The organism is Tropicimonas sediminicola (genome assembly GCF_900188335.1).
Lineage (GTDB): Bacteria > Pseudomonadota > Alphaproteobacteria > Rhodobacterales > Rhodobacteraceae > Tropicimonas > Tropicimonas sediminicola.
The window spans coordinates 264,606-282,669 of record NZ_FZOY01000006.1; the positions used below are offsets into that span (position 1 = coordinate 264,606).

Here is an 18,064-nt window from a genome sequence, read left to right on the forward strand (position 1 = left end):
GCGGGCGCGCGGCCCGCACGGCGGGTCGGGGATCAGTTCTGCAGGTAGACTTCCATCGAGTCGTCCAGCGCGTCCTTCCACGGGGTGTGGTGGACCGGCGCCATCGTCCCGGTGATAACCGACTTGTAGCAATTGTCCCGGAAACCCATGATGTTCTCGGCTTTGTGCGCCTTCCATTCGAAGAAGGCCTCGCAGGCGCCGTCGACATCGAAGCTCGGGTAATCGGTCTCCGCGATCAGTTCCTTGACGTAGGCGCCCTGGTACTTGATCGCGTATTTCACGTCGTCGGAGGCCTCTTCCCGCGCCTCGCGCTCGGCGACATCGGCCATCAGCGCCTGCTTGTCGGCCGGCACCTCGATCTTGCCGAGGATGATGTCGCGCACGTACCAGGCCTGGGCGTCGAACATGTTGAAGGTGAACCACTGGTCCTGCATCCCGAGGTAGAACATCTTCGGGTTGTGGACATAGACCACGCCCTTCCAGAGATCCGCCGTCGCCAGCCGGTTCGCCGTCTTGAGCCGCAGGTCGTCGGGCAGGAAGGGGAAATAGTGCCGGTAGCCGGTGCAGAGGATGATCGCGTCCACATCCTTGGTGCTGCCGTCGGCGAAATGGGCGGTCATGCCCTCCACCTTCTGCAGGGCGGGCTTCTCTTCCCAGTTGTCAGGCCAGTTGAACCCCATCGGCGCGGAGCGGTAGGCCGTGGTGACGGACTTGGCGCCGTACTTCCAGCATTGCGAGCCGATGTCCTCGGCCGAATAGGAGGCGCCGAGCACCAGCACGTCCTTGCCGGAGAACTCGCGGGCGTCGCGGAAATCGTGGGCATGGACGATGCGGCCGTTGAACTCCTCGAACCCGGGGTATTCCGGCACGTTGGGGCTCGAGAAATGGCCCGAGGCGCAGATCACGTGATCGAACTGCTCCTTGTAGACGCGGTCGGCCTCCATGTCGTGGAGGGTGATCGTGAACAGGCCCGTGGCCTCGTCAAAATCGACCCAGCGGACCACGGTGCTGAACCGGATCCAATCCCGCACCCCGGCCTTCAGCACCCGGCCCTCGATATAGTCGAACATGACCGCACGCGGCGGGTAGGACGCGATCTGCTTGCCGAAATGCTCCTCGAAGGAATAGTCGGCGAACTCCAGCCCCTCCTTGGGACCGTTGGTCCAGAGGTAGCGGTACATCGAGCAATGGACCGGCTCGCCGTTCTCGTCGACGCCGGTGCGCCAGGTGTAGTTCCAGAGCCCGCCCCAGTTGGACTGCTTCTCGAAACACACCACCTCGGGGATCGCCTCGCCCTTTTCGCTGGCGGACTGGAAGGCCCGAAGTTGCGCCAGGCCCGAAGGTCCGGCGCCGATTACAGCCACGCGTTTCGTCATCGTCTTTGTCCTCGCCCTCGATGTTGGTCTCTTCGTCTGGTCTGATCCAGATCTCGAAATCGGTTCTTCGCGGATGAACCAATTCGGGGCGGACGGAGGAGAATCGGTCAACGATTTCCTGTGTGGAAAATTTCTTTCCTTAACATTTCGGCATTTCCAAAGCGCAGATCGCGGCTATAGATCAATTAATGAGCAGTTCGTCGTTCGCACAGCGCCTTGCCGTCACTGGTTCCCTCCGCCCGCTCGGGGCCGAGAATCGGTCTCCCCTGCGCATCGGATTCCTGACCCCACTGACCGGGGCCGAAGCCGAATGGGGCCGCCAGGGGATCGACGGCTGCCGGATCTGGGTGGACTGGATCAATGCCTCGGGCGGCCTGATGGTGGCCGGTCAGCGGCGCAAGGTGAGCATCGTCGCCCATGACAGCTCCCGAGGCGCGGCGGAAACCCTGGAGGCCGCGCACGACCTCGTCGATCGCCAGCGGGTGAAGATGGTGCTGACCCTCGGCGGCGACAGCATCGCGCCCGCCCTGCCCTACCTGATGCGCCGGCGGGTGCTTGTCTCGACCCTGCTGCCGACCGACCTGTCGCCGGACACGCCCTTCCTGATCGCCCCGGCCGAGGTGCACCCATTGTTCAACGTTACCGGCGTCGACTGGCTCGCCCGGACCGCACCGGAAGCCCGGCGGATCAGCCTGTGCAGCCAGACCGACCGGCTCGGCCTGCCCTCGCTCGCCGTCTACCGCGCCGCCTTCGAGGCCGCCGGCCGCGACGTGGTGAAGGAGGTGCGCTACGCCCCCGACACGACCGAGGCCGACGCGATCGTCGCGGCAATGATGGCGGAGGAACCGGACGTGCTGTGCTGGTGCTCCTCGGCGCCGCCGATGATCCATGCGCTGACCGAGGCCGCCCATGCCCGCGGCTTCACCGGCCGCATCCTGGCCTGCACGGCCGACGAATACCCGCGCCTCATCGCCCGCACCTCGCCCGCCTTCATGGAGCGCTACACCTTCCAGTTCCCGGATTTCGACGATCCCGAGCTGGCCGACACGGCTTTCTTCTTCAGCCGTCCGGGGACCTTCTTCGAAACCTACAACCGGCTTTTCCCGGGCCGCTGGAACGCGGTGAGCTGGGAATATGCCTCGGTGCTGGACCTGTGGCACAACGCGGTGGAATGGGCCGACACGACGGAACCGGTCTCCGTTCTGGCGGCGATGAAGCGCCGCCAGGTGATGCCCCATGCGTTCGGCCCGGCGCGCTGGTGGGGCGCTCCTCTCTTCGGCACCGACAACGCGCTGGTCGGCGACTGGCCGGTTGTCTGTTTGCGGGACGGGCGGGCGCGGATCGTCGAGTTCGGCTCGGTGCTGTCCTGGCTGGAGCGGCACGAGGAGCTGCTCAAACGGCACATGACCGAGCTGGGCCAGATGTGGTTCCAGCGCATCGCGGAGCGGCGCGACGAGCCGGGCGGCGTCACTCTTCCTGAAGCAGAAGCCGCTGGTCCTCGAGGAGCGTGAGCTTCATGAACTCGCTGGCCGCCTCGATATCGCGCGAGGTGATCGCGTTGAACAGCGCGTTGTAGCTGCGCTGGTAGGTCGCGATCCGCGCGGGCGTCAGGTGCCGGCGGTACATCGCGCCGCGAAACGATTGCCGGCGCGCATCGATCACCAGGTTGTAGCAGGCCACGAGCAGCGGATTGCCGGTGCCCTCCGCGATCTGGCGATGGAATTCCTCTTCCAGCCGGACGAAATGGCCGGCTTCGGTCTGCACCGCCTCCATCCGCGACAGGGTCTCGCCCAGGGCCTCGATGTGGCGCGGCGCCATGTTGATGATCGCCAGCCGCACCATCTCCGGCTCGAAGATCCCGCGCACCACCTGCAGGTGCAGCGGCCCGGTCTCGGCGGCGACCGGCGCGACGGAGCTGTCGGCGGCATCGGGGTCGTAGGTCACGAAGGAGCCCGAGCCGGCGCGACGCCGGATCATGCCGCGCTCCTCCAGGTGATCGAGCGCCTCGCGGACGGTGTTACGGGCGACGCCGAGGTCCTGGGCCAGTTGCCGCTCGGAGGGCAGCCGCTCCTCCACTGCGTGCTCGCCGGAGACGATCCGCGTGGTCAGCGTGTCGATCACGTACTGGACGGTCACGCCGACGATCTGTCCCGTGGCGTCGGAAGCCTTGCGGCGGGAGGGGCTGTTCACTCTGCGTACCTGCAACCGGTCGTTTCGGACATGTGTTGCATAGCAATAGGCGGCGCAGCGCGGGATTTCCACCGCGTTGCGCGGCACGGGCGCCCCGCCGCGCAGCGGCGCCACCGCCGCTCGGGCTCCGCCCGGCGGCAGGCCCCCCCGCCCGTTTCAGCCCATCCGTTCGGATTCGTAGCTGCCCGGATAGGCCGGGAAGACCACCGTCTTGTTGCCATTGATGAAGGCGCGATGGTGGATATGGGCGTGGATCGCCCGGCTCAGCACGAGGCTTTCCACGTCCCGGCCGAGCGATACGTAGTCCGCCGCCGATTGCGCATGGGTGATGCGCACGATGTCCTGCTCGATGATCGGGCCCTCGTCGAGGTCGGCGGTGACGTAGTGCGAGGTCGCCCCGATGAACTTCACGCCGCGCTCGTAGGCCTGCTTGTAGGGGTTCGCGCCCTTGAAGGACGGCAGGAAAGAGTGGTGGATGTTGATGATCCGCCCCGACATCTTCTGGCACATCTCGTCGCTGAGGATCTGCATGTAGCGCGCCAGAACGATCAGCTCGGCTCCGGTCTCCTCCACGATCGACATGATCGCGGCTTCTGCCTGCGGCTTGTTGGCCTTGGTCACCCTGATGCAATGGAACGGGATATCGTGGTTCACCACGAGCTTCTGGTAGTCCATGTGATTGGAGATAACAGCCACGATATCAATGGGCAGCGCGCCGATCCTCCAGCGATACAGGAGGTCGTTCAGGCAATGCCCGAAGCGCGAGACCATGATCACCACCTTCATCTTCTCGGCTTCGTCGTGGAAGGCGAACTCCATGTCAAAGGGTTTGGCGATCTCCTCGAACCCGTCCCGAAGCGCCTCGAGGCTCTCGCCCAGCTCGCTGGCGAAACTGGTGCGCATGAAGAACCGGCCGGTCTCCTGGTCGTCGAAATGCGCAGAATCGGTGATGTTGCAGCCTTTCTCCGCCAGGTAGCTGGCGACGGCGGCGACGATGCCGCGGCTCGACTTGCACATCACGGTCAGGGCGTACTTGCTCATGGCGGTCTCCTTTGGGAAGGCAGGGTTTGGGGGCGCCGGACCCGCGGTGGCGGCCCCGACCGCAGGTTCCGGCAAGGTCGCAGGCAACATCCGGCCCGGCCCGTGCCCGCGGCCGCCCACGACCAAGGGTGGTGGGCGGGATTGGGGTCACGGGCTCCCGGCGCCGGGATGGCCCGGGGTCAGGACGCGCGGTGGCTCAGATGTCGAGCGTGTGCTGACGTTCCCAGTTGGAGAAGTGGGAGACGAAGGAGTTCCACTCCTGCATCTTCATCTTCATGTAGGAGGCCGAGAAATCCTCGCCGAGCATCGCCTTGAGCTCCGCGTCCGCGTCGTAGTAGCGGATCGCGTCGAGCAGGTTCAGGGGCAGCTTCGGCGCATCGGTGATCTTGTGCCCCTCGGCATACATGTCGATGTCGTAGCGCGGGCCGGGGTCGGCCTTGGAGCGGATGCCGGAGAGGCCCGCGGCGATGATGACGGCCTGCATCAGGTAGGGGTTCGCCGCCCCGTCCGGCAGGCGCAGCTCGAACCGGCCCGGTCCCGGCACGCGGACCATGTGGGTGCGGTTGTTGCCGGTCCAGGTCACCGTGTTGGGGGCCCAGGTCGCGCCGGAGAGCGTGCGCGGCGCGTTGATCCGCTTGTAGCTGTTGACCGTCGGGTTGGTGATCGCGGCCAGTGCCTCGGCGTGTTTCATGATACCGCCGAGGAAATGCGCGCCCTGCTCGGAGAGCCCGAGTTCGGCGGTCTGACCCGCCCCCTTCTCGGCTGCGAAGACGTTGGTCTTGCCCTCGATATCCCAGACCGAGATATGGGCGTGGCAGCCATTGCCGGTCAGCCCCTCGACGGGCTTGGGCATGAAGGTGGCGCGCAGCCCGTGCTTCTCGGCCACCGACTTGACCATGAACTTGAAAAAGCTGTGGCGGTCGGCGGTGACCAGCGCGTCGGCGAATTCCCAGTTCATCTCGAACTGGCCGTTGGCATCCTCGTGGTCGTTCTGGTACGGGCCCCAGCCCATCTCCAGCATGTAATCGCAGATCTCGGCGATCACGTCGTAGCGGCGCATCACCGCCTGCTGGTCGTAGCAGGGCTTCTCGGCTGTATCGGCGGGATCCGAGATCGTGAGCCCGTCCGGCGTCAGCAGGAAGAACTCGGCCTCGATGCCGGTCTTGACCCTGAGCCCGTGCTCGGCGGCAGCGGCGATCTGGCGGCGCAGCACGTTGCGCGGGGCCTGCTCCACCTCCTCGCCCTCCATCACGCAGTTCGCGGCGACCCAGGCGACATCGCGCTTCCAGGGAAGCGGCGTCGCGGTCGAGGGGTCCGGTACCGCCAGCATGTCGGGATGCGCGGGGGTGAGGTCGAGCCAGGTGGCGAAGCCGGCAAAGCCCGCCCCGTCGACCTGCATGTCGGAGATCGCCTGCGCCGGCACGAGCTTGGCGCGTTGTCCACCGAACAGATCGGTGTAGGAGATCATGAAGTACTTGATGCCCTGTTCGCGGGCGAATTCGGCCAGATCGGTCATTCGTCCATTCCTGTTCTTGTCGTGATCGTTGCGGGCGGGGCGCGGCGCCCCGCCCGGGGAAGCTCAGAAGCCGGTCTTGCCGGGGATCCAGCCGGTGCCGGCCAGCGGCACACCGGCCATGGCGGCGGCCTCGATGGTCAGCGCGCACAGGTCCTCGGGTTCGAGGTTGTGCACGTGGCTCTTGCCGCAGGCCCGCGCCAGCGTCTGGCATTCCAGCGTCAGCACGTTGAGGTAGTTGCGCAGCCGCCGCCCCGCCTCGACGGGATCGAGCCGTGCCATCAGCTCCGGGTCCTGGGTGGTGATGCCGGCCGGGTCGCGCCCTTCCTGCCAGTCGTCATAGGCGCCGGCGGTGGTGCCGAGCTTCTGGTATTCCGCCTCCCACTTCGGGTCGTTGTCGCCGAGCGCCACCAGCGCCGCCGTACCGATGGAGACCGCGTCGGCACCGAGCGCCAGCGCCTTGGCCACGTCGGCCCCGGTGCGGATGCCGCCGGAGACCACAAGCTGCACCTCCCGGTGCATGCCGAGATCCTGCAGCGCCTGCACGGCCGGCCGGATGCAGGCCAGCGTCGGCTGGCCGACATGCTCGATGAACACGTCCTGCGTTGCCGCCGTGCCGCCCTGCATGCCGTCGAGCACGACAACGTCGGCCCCGGCCTTCACCGCAAGCGCGGTATCGTAATAGGGACGCGCGCCACCGATCTTGATGTAGATCGGCTTTTCCCAGCCGGTGATCTCGCGCAGCTCGAGGATCTTGATCTCGAGATCGTCCGGCCCGGTCCAGTCCGGGTGCCGGCAGGCGGAGCGCTGGTCGATGCCGACCGGAAGGTCGCGCATCCCGGCCACGCGCTCGGTGATCTTCTGGCCCAGCAGCATGCCTCCGCCGCCCGGCTTGGCGCCCTGCCCGACCACGACCTCGATCGCATCGGCGCGGCGCAGGTCGTCCGGGTTCATACCGTAGCGCGACGGCAGGTACTGGTAGACCAGCTTCTCCGAATGGCCCCGCTCCTCCTCTGTCATGCCACCGTCGCCGGTGGTGGTCGAGGTGCCGGCAAGCGTCGCGCCGCGGCCGAGGGCCTCCTTGGCCGGGCCGGAGAGCGAACCGAAGGACATGCCGGCGATGGTCACGGGGATTTTCAGCTCGATCGGCTTCTTGGCGAAGCGGGTGCCGAGCGTCACCGCCGTGTCGCATTTCTCCCTATAGCCTTCCAGCGGATAGCGGCTGATCGAGGCACCGAGGAATAGCAGGTCGTCGAAATGCGGCACCCGGCGCTTCGCGCCACCGCCGCGAATGTCGTAGATGCCGGTGACGGCTGCGCGGCGGATCTCGGAGTTGGTCTCGTTGGAGAAGGTCCAGGATTGCCGGGGCGTGGTGTGTGGGGTCGCGTCCATGGGAGGGCTCCTCAGTATTCGCCGGCGTGGTCGATGTTGAAGTTGTAGAGCTTGCGGGCCGAGCCGTAGCGGCGGAACTCTTCCGGGCTGGCGTCGGCGCCCGCGCGTTCCAGCAGGTCGCGCAGGATCTCGATATGTTCGGGGCGCATCTCCTTCTCGACGCAATCCGCGCCGAGGGATTTCACGGTACCGCGCACGAAGATCCGGGTCTCGTAGAGGCTGTCGCCGAGCGCGTCGCCGGCATCCCCGAGCACGACGATGTTGCCTCTCTGGGCCATGAAGCCCGACATGTGACCGATGCTGCCATGCACCACGATGTCGATGCCTTTCATCGAGATGCCGCAGCGCGAACTGGCGTTGCCCTTGACGACGAGCAGACCGCCGCGGCCGGTTGCGCCGGCATACTGGCTCGCATCGCCCTCGACGATCACGGTGCCCGACATCATGTTCTCGGCCACGCCCGGCCCGGCGGAGCCGGTGACGCGCACGGTGGCCTGCTTGTTCATGCCGGCGCAGTAATAGCCGGTGGATCCCTTCACCGTGACCTCGATGGGCGCGTCGAGCCCCACCGCGAGCGCGTGGGCGCCCTTGGGATTCACGATCTCCCAGCTGGTCTGGTTGGTGTTGTCGGTCTGCGCCTGAAGCATCGCGTTCAGGTCGCGCAGCGGCGTGGTGGCAAGGTCGATGGTCTGCATCTCAGCGTTCCCAGAAATAGACGGTGGCGGGCTCGGGCTCCCAGACGCGGGCGGTCTCGATCCCCGGCAGGTTGGCGAGCGCCCGGTATTCGGAGCCGAAGGCGACGTAGTCGTCGGTCTCGGCCATGACGGCGGGCTTGCAGGCGATCGGGTCCCGGACCACGCCGAAGCCGTTCTTGGTGCCGACGACAAAGGTGAAGAAGCCGTCGAGATCCTCGAGCGCGCCTTCCAGCGCCTCGCCCAGGTTCAGCCCCTCGGCCAGCCGCGAGGAGATGTAGCAGGCGGCGACCTCGGTATCGTTCTCGGTCTGCGGCCCGAAGCCCTTGCGGCTCAGCACCCGGCCGACGTTCTTGTGGTTCGACAGCGACCCGTTGTGCACCAGGCACTGGTCGGCATCGGTCGAAAAGGGATGCGCACCAAGCGTGGTCACGGCGGATTCGGTGGCCATGCGGGTGTGCCCGATGCCGTGGCTGCCGCCCTTGCTGCGGATATCGAACCGCGCCGCGACATCCTTCGGCAGGCCGACCTCCTTGAAGATCTCCATCGTCTCGCCCACGCCCATCACGCGGATGCCCTTTTCGGCCAGCAACGCCCGTGCCATGGCCTCGGCCTCCCCCGGCAGGGTCAGCACCGCATGGGTGTCCGCCGCGACCAGCGAGACAGGCGCGCCGATCGCCGCGCCCAGGATCTCGTCGAGGCCGGCAAAGGTCTCTTCGGGGGTGTCGGACTGGAGCGTCATCTTGAGACCTTCGGCTTCAGCCCCATAGATCGCGATGCCGGCGCTGTCCGGCCCTCGGTCGGTCATGGTGATGAGCATATCGGTCAGAAGATCGCCCAGCCGCGGGTGCAGTTCTTCCTTCTTGAGGAAAAGGCCTACGATTCCACACATGGTTCTCTCCGTCGTGCTTCGGCTCAGGTGCCGTTGCCCCGGTTCTGTCGCGACTCCACAATCACCGACAGTGAAATTTGTTTATTAGAGAGAAATTTTTTCGACAGGCATCCGGCCGCCCAAATGACAGGCAGAAATCCCGCCTGCCGAGGACGGATCGCTCACGAAATCAGCGTACGTCGGATGCGGGCTATTGCGGATAGGTGATGATCGAGAGGAATCTCGCCGGAAGCTCGATCAACCCCTCCGGCCCGTGCGGGGCGTCGGAGTCGAACAACAGGCTGTCGCCCGGCTCCAGCCGGTAGGTGGTTTCACCGTGGCGATAATCCACGATGCCCTCCAGCATGTAGATCATCTCGATCCCTTCGTGCTGGAACACCGGGAAGCGGTCGCTCTCGGTGGTCAGGGTGATCATGTAGGGCTCGACCACGACGCCGGATTCGTTCGAGCCGATATGTCCGAGCAACTGGTAGTTGTGGCCTGCCCGGGTGCCTTCGCGCTCGATCTCGACGCCTTCGCCCGATTTCACATGCATCGCCCCGCGGGTTTCCTCGAACCCGGAGAAGAGCTGCAAAAGCGGGACGCTGAGCGCATTGGCCAATACTTGCAGCGTGTGCAGCGAGGGCGAGATCACGCCGTTCTCGATCTTGGACAGCATCCCCACCGACAGCCCGGCCTTGGTCGCAAGGTCGGCGCCGGTCATCCGGTGACGCTTGCGCAGTTCGCGCACCTGCCGGCCGATCGCCACCTCGAGGTTCTTCTCCCGCACGTCGCGCACGGCATGGGGGTCTTGCGACAGCGCCTTGACCTTGCGCTTCGTGCCAGCGGTTTCCTGCGCGGGGGACTTGATGCTCATCGGGGTCGCAATCCTCTTCCGAAACATGTCCGCGCCGCGGGCCCGGGAACCATCTCGATTCATTGAAAATACCGTGTCCACCGACCGTATGCCGCCCGGACCGCCGCAGCAAGCCCGCCACCGGACCGGCCCCTCGCGACGATTTCCCCCGCGGGCGAGGGCCTGTCCGTGCCGATGTCCCAAGGTTGTTTCCTCTAGGGAAGTGTTTTCCGGACTTGCGCCGCGGGGGGCTTGTCCGGTTAAGTTTCGGGCGAGGAATTACAACGACATTACAGGCATTTCCGTCATGTCCTTCGAGAAGGCTCGAGATTTACTCGCATTGGCGGATCACGCGGCGGCGCAGTATCGTGGGGTTTCGCTTCAGGAGATTGCGGAGCGGTTCGGTGTCAGCCATCGGACGGCGCAGCGGATGACGGCGGCGCTGGAGCAGGCGTTTCCGCATGCGGTGGAGGTCTTCGAGGACGAGGAGCGGCGCAAGCGGTGGAAGCTGCGCGAGCAGCCGATTGCCCGGATGCGGCTCGGCGGGGACGCGGAGCTGGAGGCGCTGGAGTATGCCGTGGCGCGGCTCGCGGATCTGGGGGACGACCGGCATGCCGGCACCCTGGCCAGCCTGCGGGACCGGTTGCTGGCCGCCCTGCCCTCCACCGAGGCGCGGCGGATGGAGGCGGAGGCCGAGGCGATGCTGGAGGCCTTCGGCATCGCGGCCCGCCCGGGCCCGGCGGTTCGGATCGACCCGGAGGTCTCGGAGGCGCTCGCCGCCGCCCTGCGCGGCCCCTACCGGCTGATGATGAGCTACAGTGGCGAGCGGCGGCTGATCGAACCCTATGGCGTGCTGCTCGGCGCGCGGCGCTATCTCGTGGCGCGGCAGCCGGACAAGGGGCCGGAACTGCGCCACTTCCGGATCGACCGGATCGAGGCGCCGGAGGTCACCGGGCAATACTTCGCCCGCGACCCGGGCTTCGACATCGACGCCCATGCCGCCCGCGCCTTCGGCTCCTACCAGCACGAGGCGGAGCTCGGCGAGGTGATCTGGCATTTCACTCCCGAGGCCGCCGAGCGCGCGGCCGAATGGCGGTTCCACCCGGACCAGCAGACCCGCCCCCTGCCCGACGGCGGGCTGGAGGTGCGGTTCCGGGCGTCGGGGCACCTGGAGATGGCCTGGCACCTCTACCAATGGGGCGATTCGGTCACCGTGATGGCGCCGGAGGCGCTGGCGACGCTGGTTCATCCCGGCCGCAGGGAGGATTTCGACGCACTTCCGTGACAGGGTTCACATTTCGTTCCGGCAAACAACAACAATTTCCAGTCGCACATACAGGCCCATGACAGCTTCTGACATGCTCACAGCGCACCTGTTGCAAGGTCGACGGCCCGCCCGCCGTCCCCTGCCTGCTTCCTGTAGCGAGTCCTGAGCCATGACCGATTTCCGTTTCCTGCACTGTTCCGACCTCCACCTCGGCAAGAGGTTCGGCAACTTCCCCGAAGAGCCCCGCGCCGCGCTGGCCGAGGCGCGTGCCGACCTGCCCCGGCGGCTGGCCGAGGCCGCCCGCGCGAATGGCGCGCAGCACATCCTCGTCGCCGGCGACGTCTTCGACACCGAGACGCCCTCGGACCGCGTCCTCCGCCAGGCGCTGACCGCGATGGGGGCCGACCCGTCGCTCGACTGGTGGATCATCCCCGGCAACCACGACAGCCTCGCCGCCGAGCCGCTCTGGCAGAGCGTCGCCGAACATGCGCCGGCCAATGTCCACCTGCTCGTCCGCCCCGAGCCGGTCGAGATCGCGCCGGGGGTCTCGCTGCTCCCGGCCCCGGCGCCGCGGCGCTTCCCGGGGGTGGACCTCACCGTCTGGATGGATGGCTGCGCGACGCCCGAGGGGCACCTGCGGATCGGGCTTGCCCATGGCGGGGTGCTCGACTTCGGCAGCGACGACGGCGTGTCGGAGACGATCGCGCCCGACCGCGCCGCCCGTGCCCGGCTCGACTACCTCGCGCTCGGCGACTGGCACGGGCTCTGGCAGCTGAACGAGCGGACCCGCTATTCCGGCTCGCCCGAGCACGACCGGTTCAAGCACGAGGGGCGCGGCGCCTGCCTCGCGGTGACGCTCGCCGGCCCCGGCGCGCTGCCGGTGGTGGAGGAGATCCCCGTCGGCCGGTTCGACTGGCGCCAGCCGGTGCTCCGGATCACGCCCGAGACGCAGGCCGACCTGGAGGCGCTGCTGCCGCCCGACCGGCTGGCCTGGAAGGACACGCTGGTCCGGCTCACGATGACCGGCTGGATCCGCCTGCCCGACCGGCTGGCGCTGATGGAGGACATCGAGCGGCTGAAGCCGGAGTTCTGTCACTTCGCGGTGGTGGAGGACCAGCTGCAGACCGACTACAGCCCCGACGATCTCGACGAGATCGCCCGCAGCGGCGCGCTCCGGATGGCGGCCGACGAGCTCCAGCAGGCGGCCAATGATGCGAGCCTCGCGCAGCGCGATCGCGCCATCGCGGAAGCGGCGCTCAACCGGCTTTACGGCTTCGTCAAGCGGGGTGCGGCATGAAACTCCTCTCGATCCGCCTGCAGAACGTCCGCCGCTTCACCACGCCCGTCGAGATCGGCGGCATCGGCCCCGGCCTGAACGTGCTGAGCGCGCCGAACGAATCCGGCAAGTCCACCGTGTTCGATGCGCTGCACGCGCTGTTCTTCAAGGACCGGAAGGCCTGGGACAAGGAGCTGCGCGCGCTCCAGCCCCATGCCGGGGGCGATCCGGAGGTCTCGGTCACGCTGGAGAGCGGCGGCCAGACCTATCGCATCGAGAAGTCCTGGACCAAGGGGCGGCGCGGCGAGATCCGCGTGTTCCGCGACGGGCACCTGGCGCACCAGGCCGACGATGCGGAGGCCTGGCTGGCGGGCCTCCTCACGGCGCCGAAGGATGGCGGGCCGGCGGGGCTGCTCTGGGTGCGGCAGGGCTTGCTCGGGCTTGCCGATGGCAAGGAGACCGAGACCGCCCGGCGCGACCTCGCCACCTCCGTCACCGGCGAGATCGAGGCGATGACCGGCGGGCGGCAGATGGACGACATCCTGCGCCACTGCAGGTCGGAGCTCGACGGTTACGTGACCAGCCGCGGCGCCAGGAAGGGCGGCCCGTTGGACGACGCGGAGACGCGCGTCGCGACGCTGGAGGCGCGGGAGGCCGAGCTCCGCGCCAGGGCCGCCGCGTTGCGCCAAGACCTCGACAACCGGTCGCGCCTGCGCCGCGAGCTGGAGGGCCTGAACGACCCCGAGGAGGCGGCGGAGCGGCAGCAGAAGCTCGGCGAGGCCGAGGCCGCCCACGCCGCCGCGCTGCGCCACGCCGAGGATCTCGACCGCGCCCGCGCCGCCGAGCAATCGGCGCGGCTGGCGCTGGAGAACCACGCGGCGGCGACCGAGCGGCTCGCCGCGCAGCTTGCCGAGGCCCGCGAGGCCGCGGCGCACCTCGCCGAGGCAGAACAGCGCCTGGCCGCCGCGCGGGAGGTGCTGACCGGCAAGGACGCGGCCTGGGAGTCCGCCCGCAGGGCGCATGAGGCAGCGAGCAAGGAGGCGGAGGCCGCGAGCCACCGGCATCGCCGCGCGCTCAAGGCCGAACAGGCCGCGCAGGCGGCGACGCGGCGGCAGGAGCTGGAGCAGCGTCTCGCCACGGCCAGCGACCGCCGCAGCCAGGTCGAGACCCTCGCCGCGCTGGCGCAGCAGGGCCTGAGCGCCGATGGGTTGCAGCAGATCGAGGCGCTGGCGCTGGAGCTCTCGGTGGCCCGCAAGGCGCTGGAGACCGCCGCGCCGGCGGTGGTGATGCGCTATGCCGAGGGCCGTGGCGACGGTGTCTCGCTGGACGGCCGCCCCCTGCCCGACAGCACCCGCATCGCCCTGCCCGAAGGCGGACGGCTCGACATCGCCGGGATCGGCGCGCTGCATGTTCACCCGGGCGCCGGCGCCGACGGCAGCTCGGTCGAGACGGCGCTGGCCGAGCTGGACGCCGCTCTGGTCGAGCACGGCCTTGCCAGCCTCGACGAAGCGCGCCGGTCCGCCCGCGACCGGGCGGCCTCCGAGGTTGCCCTGCGCGAGGCCCGGGCGGCGCTGAAGCTCGCGGCCCCGGACGGGCTGGAGGCGCTGCAGGCCGCGCTCGCCGCCCTCCCCGCCCCGGTCGAGACGGAAGACGGGCTGCCGGGCGTCGCCGAGGCCGAGCAGGCGGAGATCGCCGCGCGGCAGGCGCTTCAGATCGCGGCAACCGCCCTCGAATCCGCGCGGCGTGCGGCCGAGGAGGTCCGCCAGGCGGAGGCCCGGGCGTCGATGGCCGGAGAGAGCGCCGCGGCGCGGGCCGATCGCGCCGCCCTCGCCCTCGCCGGCAAGGAGGATCCGCAGGCCGCGCTGGACGGGCTGCGCGCCGCCCACCCCGCCCTCTCGCAGGCCGTTGAAGACGCCCGCGCGAGGCGCGCCGCGCTGGAGACCGACGCCCCCGATCTCGATGCCGCGCAAGCGACGCTGCAACGCCTGACTTCTGCCATGAAGGCGGCGGAGGCTCGCTCCCGACAGATTGAAAATGATTTGGCGGGACTGGAGTCCCGCATCGAGATCCAGGCAGGTGAAGCGGTGGACGAGGAATTGTCCGAGGTGCAAGGGCAGCTTGAGGCGGCGCGCGCGCAGCATGACGCGGTGCGCTTCGAGGTCGACGTGCTGCAACGTCTCGCAGGCGCGCTCGAACGCGCCCGCACGGAGGCGCGCGACCGCTACGTGCAGCCCGTCCTGGCCGAGCTGGAACCCCTGGTCCGGATGATCTGGCCCGAGGCCGAGCTGCGCTTCGACGCCGACACGCTGCTGCCCTCGGGTCTCTCCCGCACCGGCACGGAGGAGCCCTTCGACGTGCTCTCCGGCGGTACCCAGGAGCAGATCGCGCTGCTCGTCCGCCTCGCCTTCGCCCGCATCCTCGCCCGCTCCGGTACCCCCGCGCCGGTGATCCTCGACGACGCCATCGTCTACACCGACGACGACCGCATCGAGGCCATCTTCGACGCCCTCACCCGGCAGGCCAACGACCTCCAGATCATCGTCCTCTCCTGCCGACAAAAAGCCTTCCGAGACCTCGGCGGCACAGCACTCGCTATCCGGCACGTGGCGGCGGGTTGAAGCGTCGATGAAGCGGACGGAAGGGAAGGTCTGCCCGGTGTGCGATGGCCGGTGGCGCGGCGGCCTTGCCGCGCCGCGCCATGTCGCCGACTGGTCGCTGCTCGGCGCGGCCCACCAGCAGGCGATGCTGGCCGAGCTTGGCCGCCGGATCCATAGCGGCGCGTCCTTCACGGTCGGCGAGATCGGCGGGCACCTCGTCTTCCGCATCGCGGCCCCGGACGGCAGGATCGCGCCTCGCCTCGTCACCGGTGGACAGGACCCGCTTTTCGCTCACCTCGTAGGCCATATCGACCGGTCGGATCACATCGACCTCGCCGTGGCCTTTGCCCTGGAGAGCGGCATCGCCCTGTTGCAACCCTACCTGAGCGACCTGCTCGACCGGGGCGGACGGTTGCGGCTCGTGTTGGGAGATTACCTCGACGTGACCGAACCCGCCGCATTGCGGCGGCTCTGCGACCTGACGGGCGCGGCGCAGATCCATGTCTACCAGACCGCAGGCGGCAGCTTCCATCCCAAGGCGTGGCTGTTTCGGGCGCAGGACGGCGGCGCCGCGATCGTGGGCAGCTCGAACCTCAGCCGCACCGCCCTGACCGATGGCGTGGAATGGAACCTGACCGTCGCCGGCGACGGCGCATGGCAGCCGGTGCGCGACGCGTTCGAGGCGCTGCTGCGCGATCCGCAAGTGAAGCCGCTGACGCCGGAATGGATCGACGGCTACGCCGCTCGCAGGCGGCGCCTGCCCCTCCCCAGGGCCGCCCGCCGGATCGTGGAGGACGAACCGCCGCTCGACCGCCCGGAGCCGCACGAGATCCAGCGGGAGGCGCTGGCCGCGCTTGCACGCAGCCGGGCACAGGGACAAAGCGCCGGGCTCGTCGTCCTCGCCACGGGCCTCGGCAAGACATGGCTTTCCGCATTCGACAGCGAGGGTTTCGCCCGCGTGCTCTTTGTCGCGCACCGGGAGGAGATCCTGACCCAGGCCATGGCGACGTTCCGGCGGATCCGGCCGGAGGCGCGGTTCGGCACCTATTCCGGCAAGGACAAGGAGGACGGAGAGGTCGTGTTCGCCTCGATCCAGACGCTGGCCAAGGCACAGCACCTGCGGCGCTTTGATCCAGAGGCTTTCGACTACATCGTGGTCGACGAGTTCCACCACGCCGCCGCCGGCACCTACCGCCGCCTGATCGACCATTTCCGCCCGCGCTACCTTCTCGGGCTCACCGCGACGCCCGACCGAACCGACGGCGCGGACCTGCTGGCGCTCTGCGGGGACAATCTCGTCTTTCGCAGCGACCTGCAGGAGGGCATCGCCCGGGGTTTCCTCGCGCAGTTCCGGTATTTCGGCGTGCCGGACGAGATCGATTACGCCCAGATCCCCTGGCGCAGTTCCCGTTTCGACGAGGCCGCCCTGACCGAGGCCCTCGCCACCCGCGCCCGGGCACAGAACGCGCTGGAGCAATTCCGGGCGCATGGCAACGGGCCCGCGATCGGGTTCTGCGTCTCCCGCCGTCATGCCGAGTTCATGGCCGGGTTTTTCAACGCCGCAGGGCTGCGGGCATTGGCCGTGCACTCCGGCGAGGGCTCCGCGCCGCGCACGTCCTCGCTCGAGGCGCTCGGCCGGCACGAGATCGACATCCTCTTTGCCGTCGACATGTTCAACGAGGGCGTCGACGTGCCGAACATCGGCACCGTGCTGATGCTGCGCCCGACCGAAAGCGCGATCCTGTTCCTGCAGCAGCTTGGGCGCGGCCTGCGGCGGTCCGGAGACAAGGTGCTCCGGGTGATCGATTACATCGGCAACCACCGGGTGTTTCTGACCAAGGCGCGGGCGCTGCTGGCGGCAGGAGACGGCGACCGCTCGTTGTCCCAGAGGCTGGACGCGGTCGCGGACGGCACGCTCGATCTGCCGCCGGGCTGCGAGATCACCTACGACCTGAAGGCCATCGACATGTTGCGCGAGATGCTGCGCACGACCGATGCGCAGGACGAGGCCGAAGCCTGGTATCGCGTGCATGTGCTGCGACAGGGTCGCAGGCCGACCGCGACGGAATTCGCCCGGGCCGGGTTCGACCCGGGCCGGACCGGGCACGGGGGCTGGGCGGATTTTCTGCGCGACATGGGAGAAGATCTGCCAGACGCGGACAAGCTGCCCGGCGACCTGTTGAGGCAGCTCGAGCGCAGCCGCTTCGCGTCCAGCGCGCATCCCGCCCTCGCGGCGGCGCTGGCCACGGAGGGCGCGTTGCCGGAATCCGGACTTGGTGCAGCGATCGACGCTCGGCTTGCACGGTCGGGGCACCCTGCGGCCTCGACCGATGACGTCGCGGCTGCGCGCAACTTCTGGCGAATGACGCCCCTAGTCCGCGCGGGTGACGGAGCGCTCGCCCTCGCCCGCCCGGTCTCCCCTCCGGGGAAAGCCCTGATCGAGGAGATCGTGGACTGGCGGCTGGACGGGTTTGCAGCCGCCGAGACCGCGCCGGCCGTCGCCGCCGAACCGGCCGCTCCCTTCATCGCCAGCCCCCGGCTCTGGCATGAATACATGCGCGAAGAGATCCCGCCGCTCTTCGGAGCGACCTTCTCGCCGGGCAACTGGAACTCCGGGATCGTGAAGATCGCGGGAGGGCTCGTCCTGCTGACCACGCTGAAAAAGGGCGGTCTGGCGCAGGGCAACCATTACGAGGATCATTTCCTCTCCGCCGACCGGTTCCAGTGGCAAAGCCAGACCAGCACCAGAAAGGACAGCGCGCGCGGGCGCATCCTGAGCGGTCAGGCAAAGGGCACGGTGCACCTCTTCGTCCGCGCCTCCAAGCTGCGCGGCACCACCGCCGCACCGTTCCTCTACCTCGGTGTGCCGCGCTTCCGTTCCTGGGAGGGCGAGCGGCCGATCACCATCGAATGGGACCTGCAGGCGCCGGTTCCGGCCGAGTTCCACAAGGTGCTGGGCGTGCCGGCCCTCTAGCGCCTCGACGCCGCGAGCG

General features: G+C 68.5%; 13 protein-coding genes. 5 read left to right on the forward strand and 8 right to left on the reverse strand.

The features are described from left to right. Positions 1-32 precede the first annotated feature (32 nt). Positions 33-1,376, reverse strand: coding sequence for an NAD(P)-binding domain-containing protein (locus CHB86_RS16490; RefSeq protein ID WP_089234169.1), 1,344 nt, complete (start codon positions 1,374-1,376; stop codon positions 33-35). Between the two features lie 188 nt (positions 1,377-1,564). On the opposite strand from CHB86_RS16490, the gene CHB86_RS16495 reads away from it, so the two are divergent. Further along, positions 1,565-2,887: an ABC transporter substrate-binding protein gene (locus CHB86_RS16495; protein ID WP_089234170.1), complete on the forward strand. Its 1,323-nt coding sequence runs from the start codon at positions 1,565-1,567 to the stop codon at positions 2,885-2,887. Here the strand turns inward: CHB86_RS16495 and CHB86_RS16500 are convergent. From CHB86_RS16500 to CHB86_RS16530, 7 genes are all read right to left on the reverse strand, one after another. Then, the gene (locus tag CHB86_RS16500) at positions 2,844-3,566 is read right to left on the reverse strand and encodes a FadR/GntR family transcriptional regulator (protein ID WP_089234230.1); all 723 of its coding nucleotides are present in this window, start codon (positions 3,564-3,566) and stop codon (positions 2,844-2,846) included. The two genes, CHB86_RS16495 and CHB86_RS16500, sit on opposite strands and share 44 nt — an antisense overlap. A 156-nt stretch (positions 3,567-3,722) precedes the next feature. Then, complete coding sequence (gene purU, locus CHB86_RS16505) at positions 3,723-4,607, reverse strand: formyltetrahydrofolate deformylase (RefSeq protein ID WP_089234171.1); 885 nt, start codon at positions 4,605-4,607, stop codon at positions 3,723-3,725. 196 nt (positions 4,608-4,803) lie between these two features. Then, positions 4,804-6,123, reverse strand: a complete 1,320-nt coding sequence (gene glnT, locus CHB86_RS16510) for a type III glutamate--ammonia ligase (protein ID WP_089234172.1) — start codon at positions 6,121-6,123, stop codon at positions 4,804-4,806. 63 nt (positions 6,124-6,186) lie between these two features. Further along, entirely contained in the window at positions 6,187-7,512 is a 1,326-nt protein-coding gene (locus CHB86_RS16515; protein ID WP_089234173.1) for an FMN-binding glutamate synthase family protein, read from the reverse strand. A gap of 11 nt (positions 7,513-7,523) precedes the next feature. Next, a complete protein-coding gene (locus CHB86_RS16520; RefSeq protein ID WP_089234174.1) occupies positions 7,524-8,207 on the reverse strand; it encodes a GltB/FmdC/FwdC-like GXGXG domain-containing protein in 684 nt (227 codons plus the stop codon). Position 8,208: 1 nt separating this feature from the next. Continuing rightward, on the reverse strand, positions 8,209-9,096 hold the full coding sequence (locus CHB86_RS16525; RefSeq protein ID WP_089234175.1) for a class II glutamine amidotransferase: 888 nt from the start codon (positions 9,094-9,096) through the stop codon (positions 8,209-8,211). Between the two features lie 190 nt (positions 9,097-9,286). Beyond that, a complete protein-coding gene (locus CHB86_RS16530) occupies positions 9,287-9,952 on the reverse strand; it encodes a helix-turn-helix domain-containing protein (protein WP_089234176.1) in 666 nt (221 codons plus the stop codon). A gap of 286 nt (positions 9,953-10,238) precedes the next feature. Here CHB86_RS16530 and CHB86_RS16535 point away from each other — a divergent pair, with 286 nt between their 5' ends. The 4 genes from CHB86_RS16535 to CHB86_RS16550 all read left to right on the forward strand — a co-directional run bounded on the left by CHB86_RS16535 (position 10,239) and on the right by CHB86_RS16550 (position 18,045). After that, positions 10,239-11,216, forward strand: coding sequence for a helix-turn-helix transcriptional regulator (locus tag CHB86_RS16535; RefSeq protein ID WP_089234177.1), 978 nt, complete (start codon positions 10,239-10,241; stop codon positions 11,214-11,216). Between the two features lie 151 nt (positions 11,217-11,367). After that, a complete protein-coding gene (locus CHB86_RS16540; RefSeq protein ID WP_089234178.1) occupies positions 11,368-12,495 on the forward strand; it encodes a metallophosphoesterase family protein in 1,128 nt (375 codons plus the stop codon). After that, on the forward strand, positions 12,492-15,092 hold the full coding sequence (locus CHB86_RS16545; RefSeq protein ID WP_089234179.1) for an AAA family ATPase: 2,601 nt from the start codon (positions 12,492-12,494) through the stop codon (positions 15,090-15,092). Before CHB86_RS16540 ends, CHB86_RS16545 begins: the two co-directional genes overlap by 4 nt. 7 nt (positions 15,093-15,099) lie before the next feature. After that, positions 15,100-18,045 (forward strand): DUF3427 domain-containing protein, encoded by a 2,946-nt coding sequence (locus tag CHB86_RS16550; RefSeq protein ID WP_089234180.1) that lies wholly within the window; start codon positions 15,100-15,102, stop codon positions 18,043-18,045. Positions 18,046-18,064: the final 19 nt, after the last annotated feature.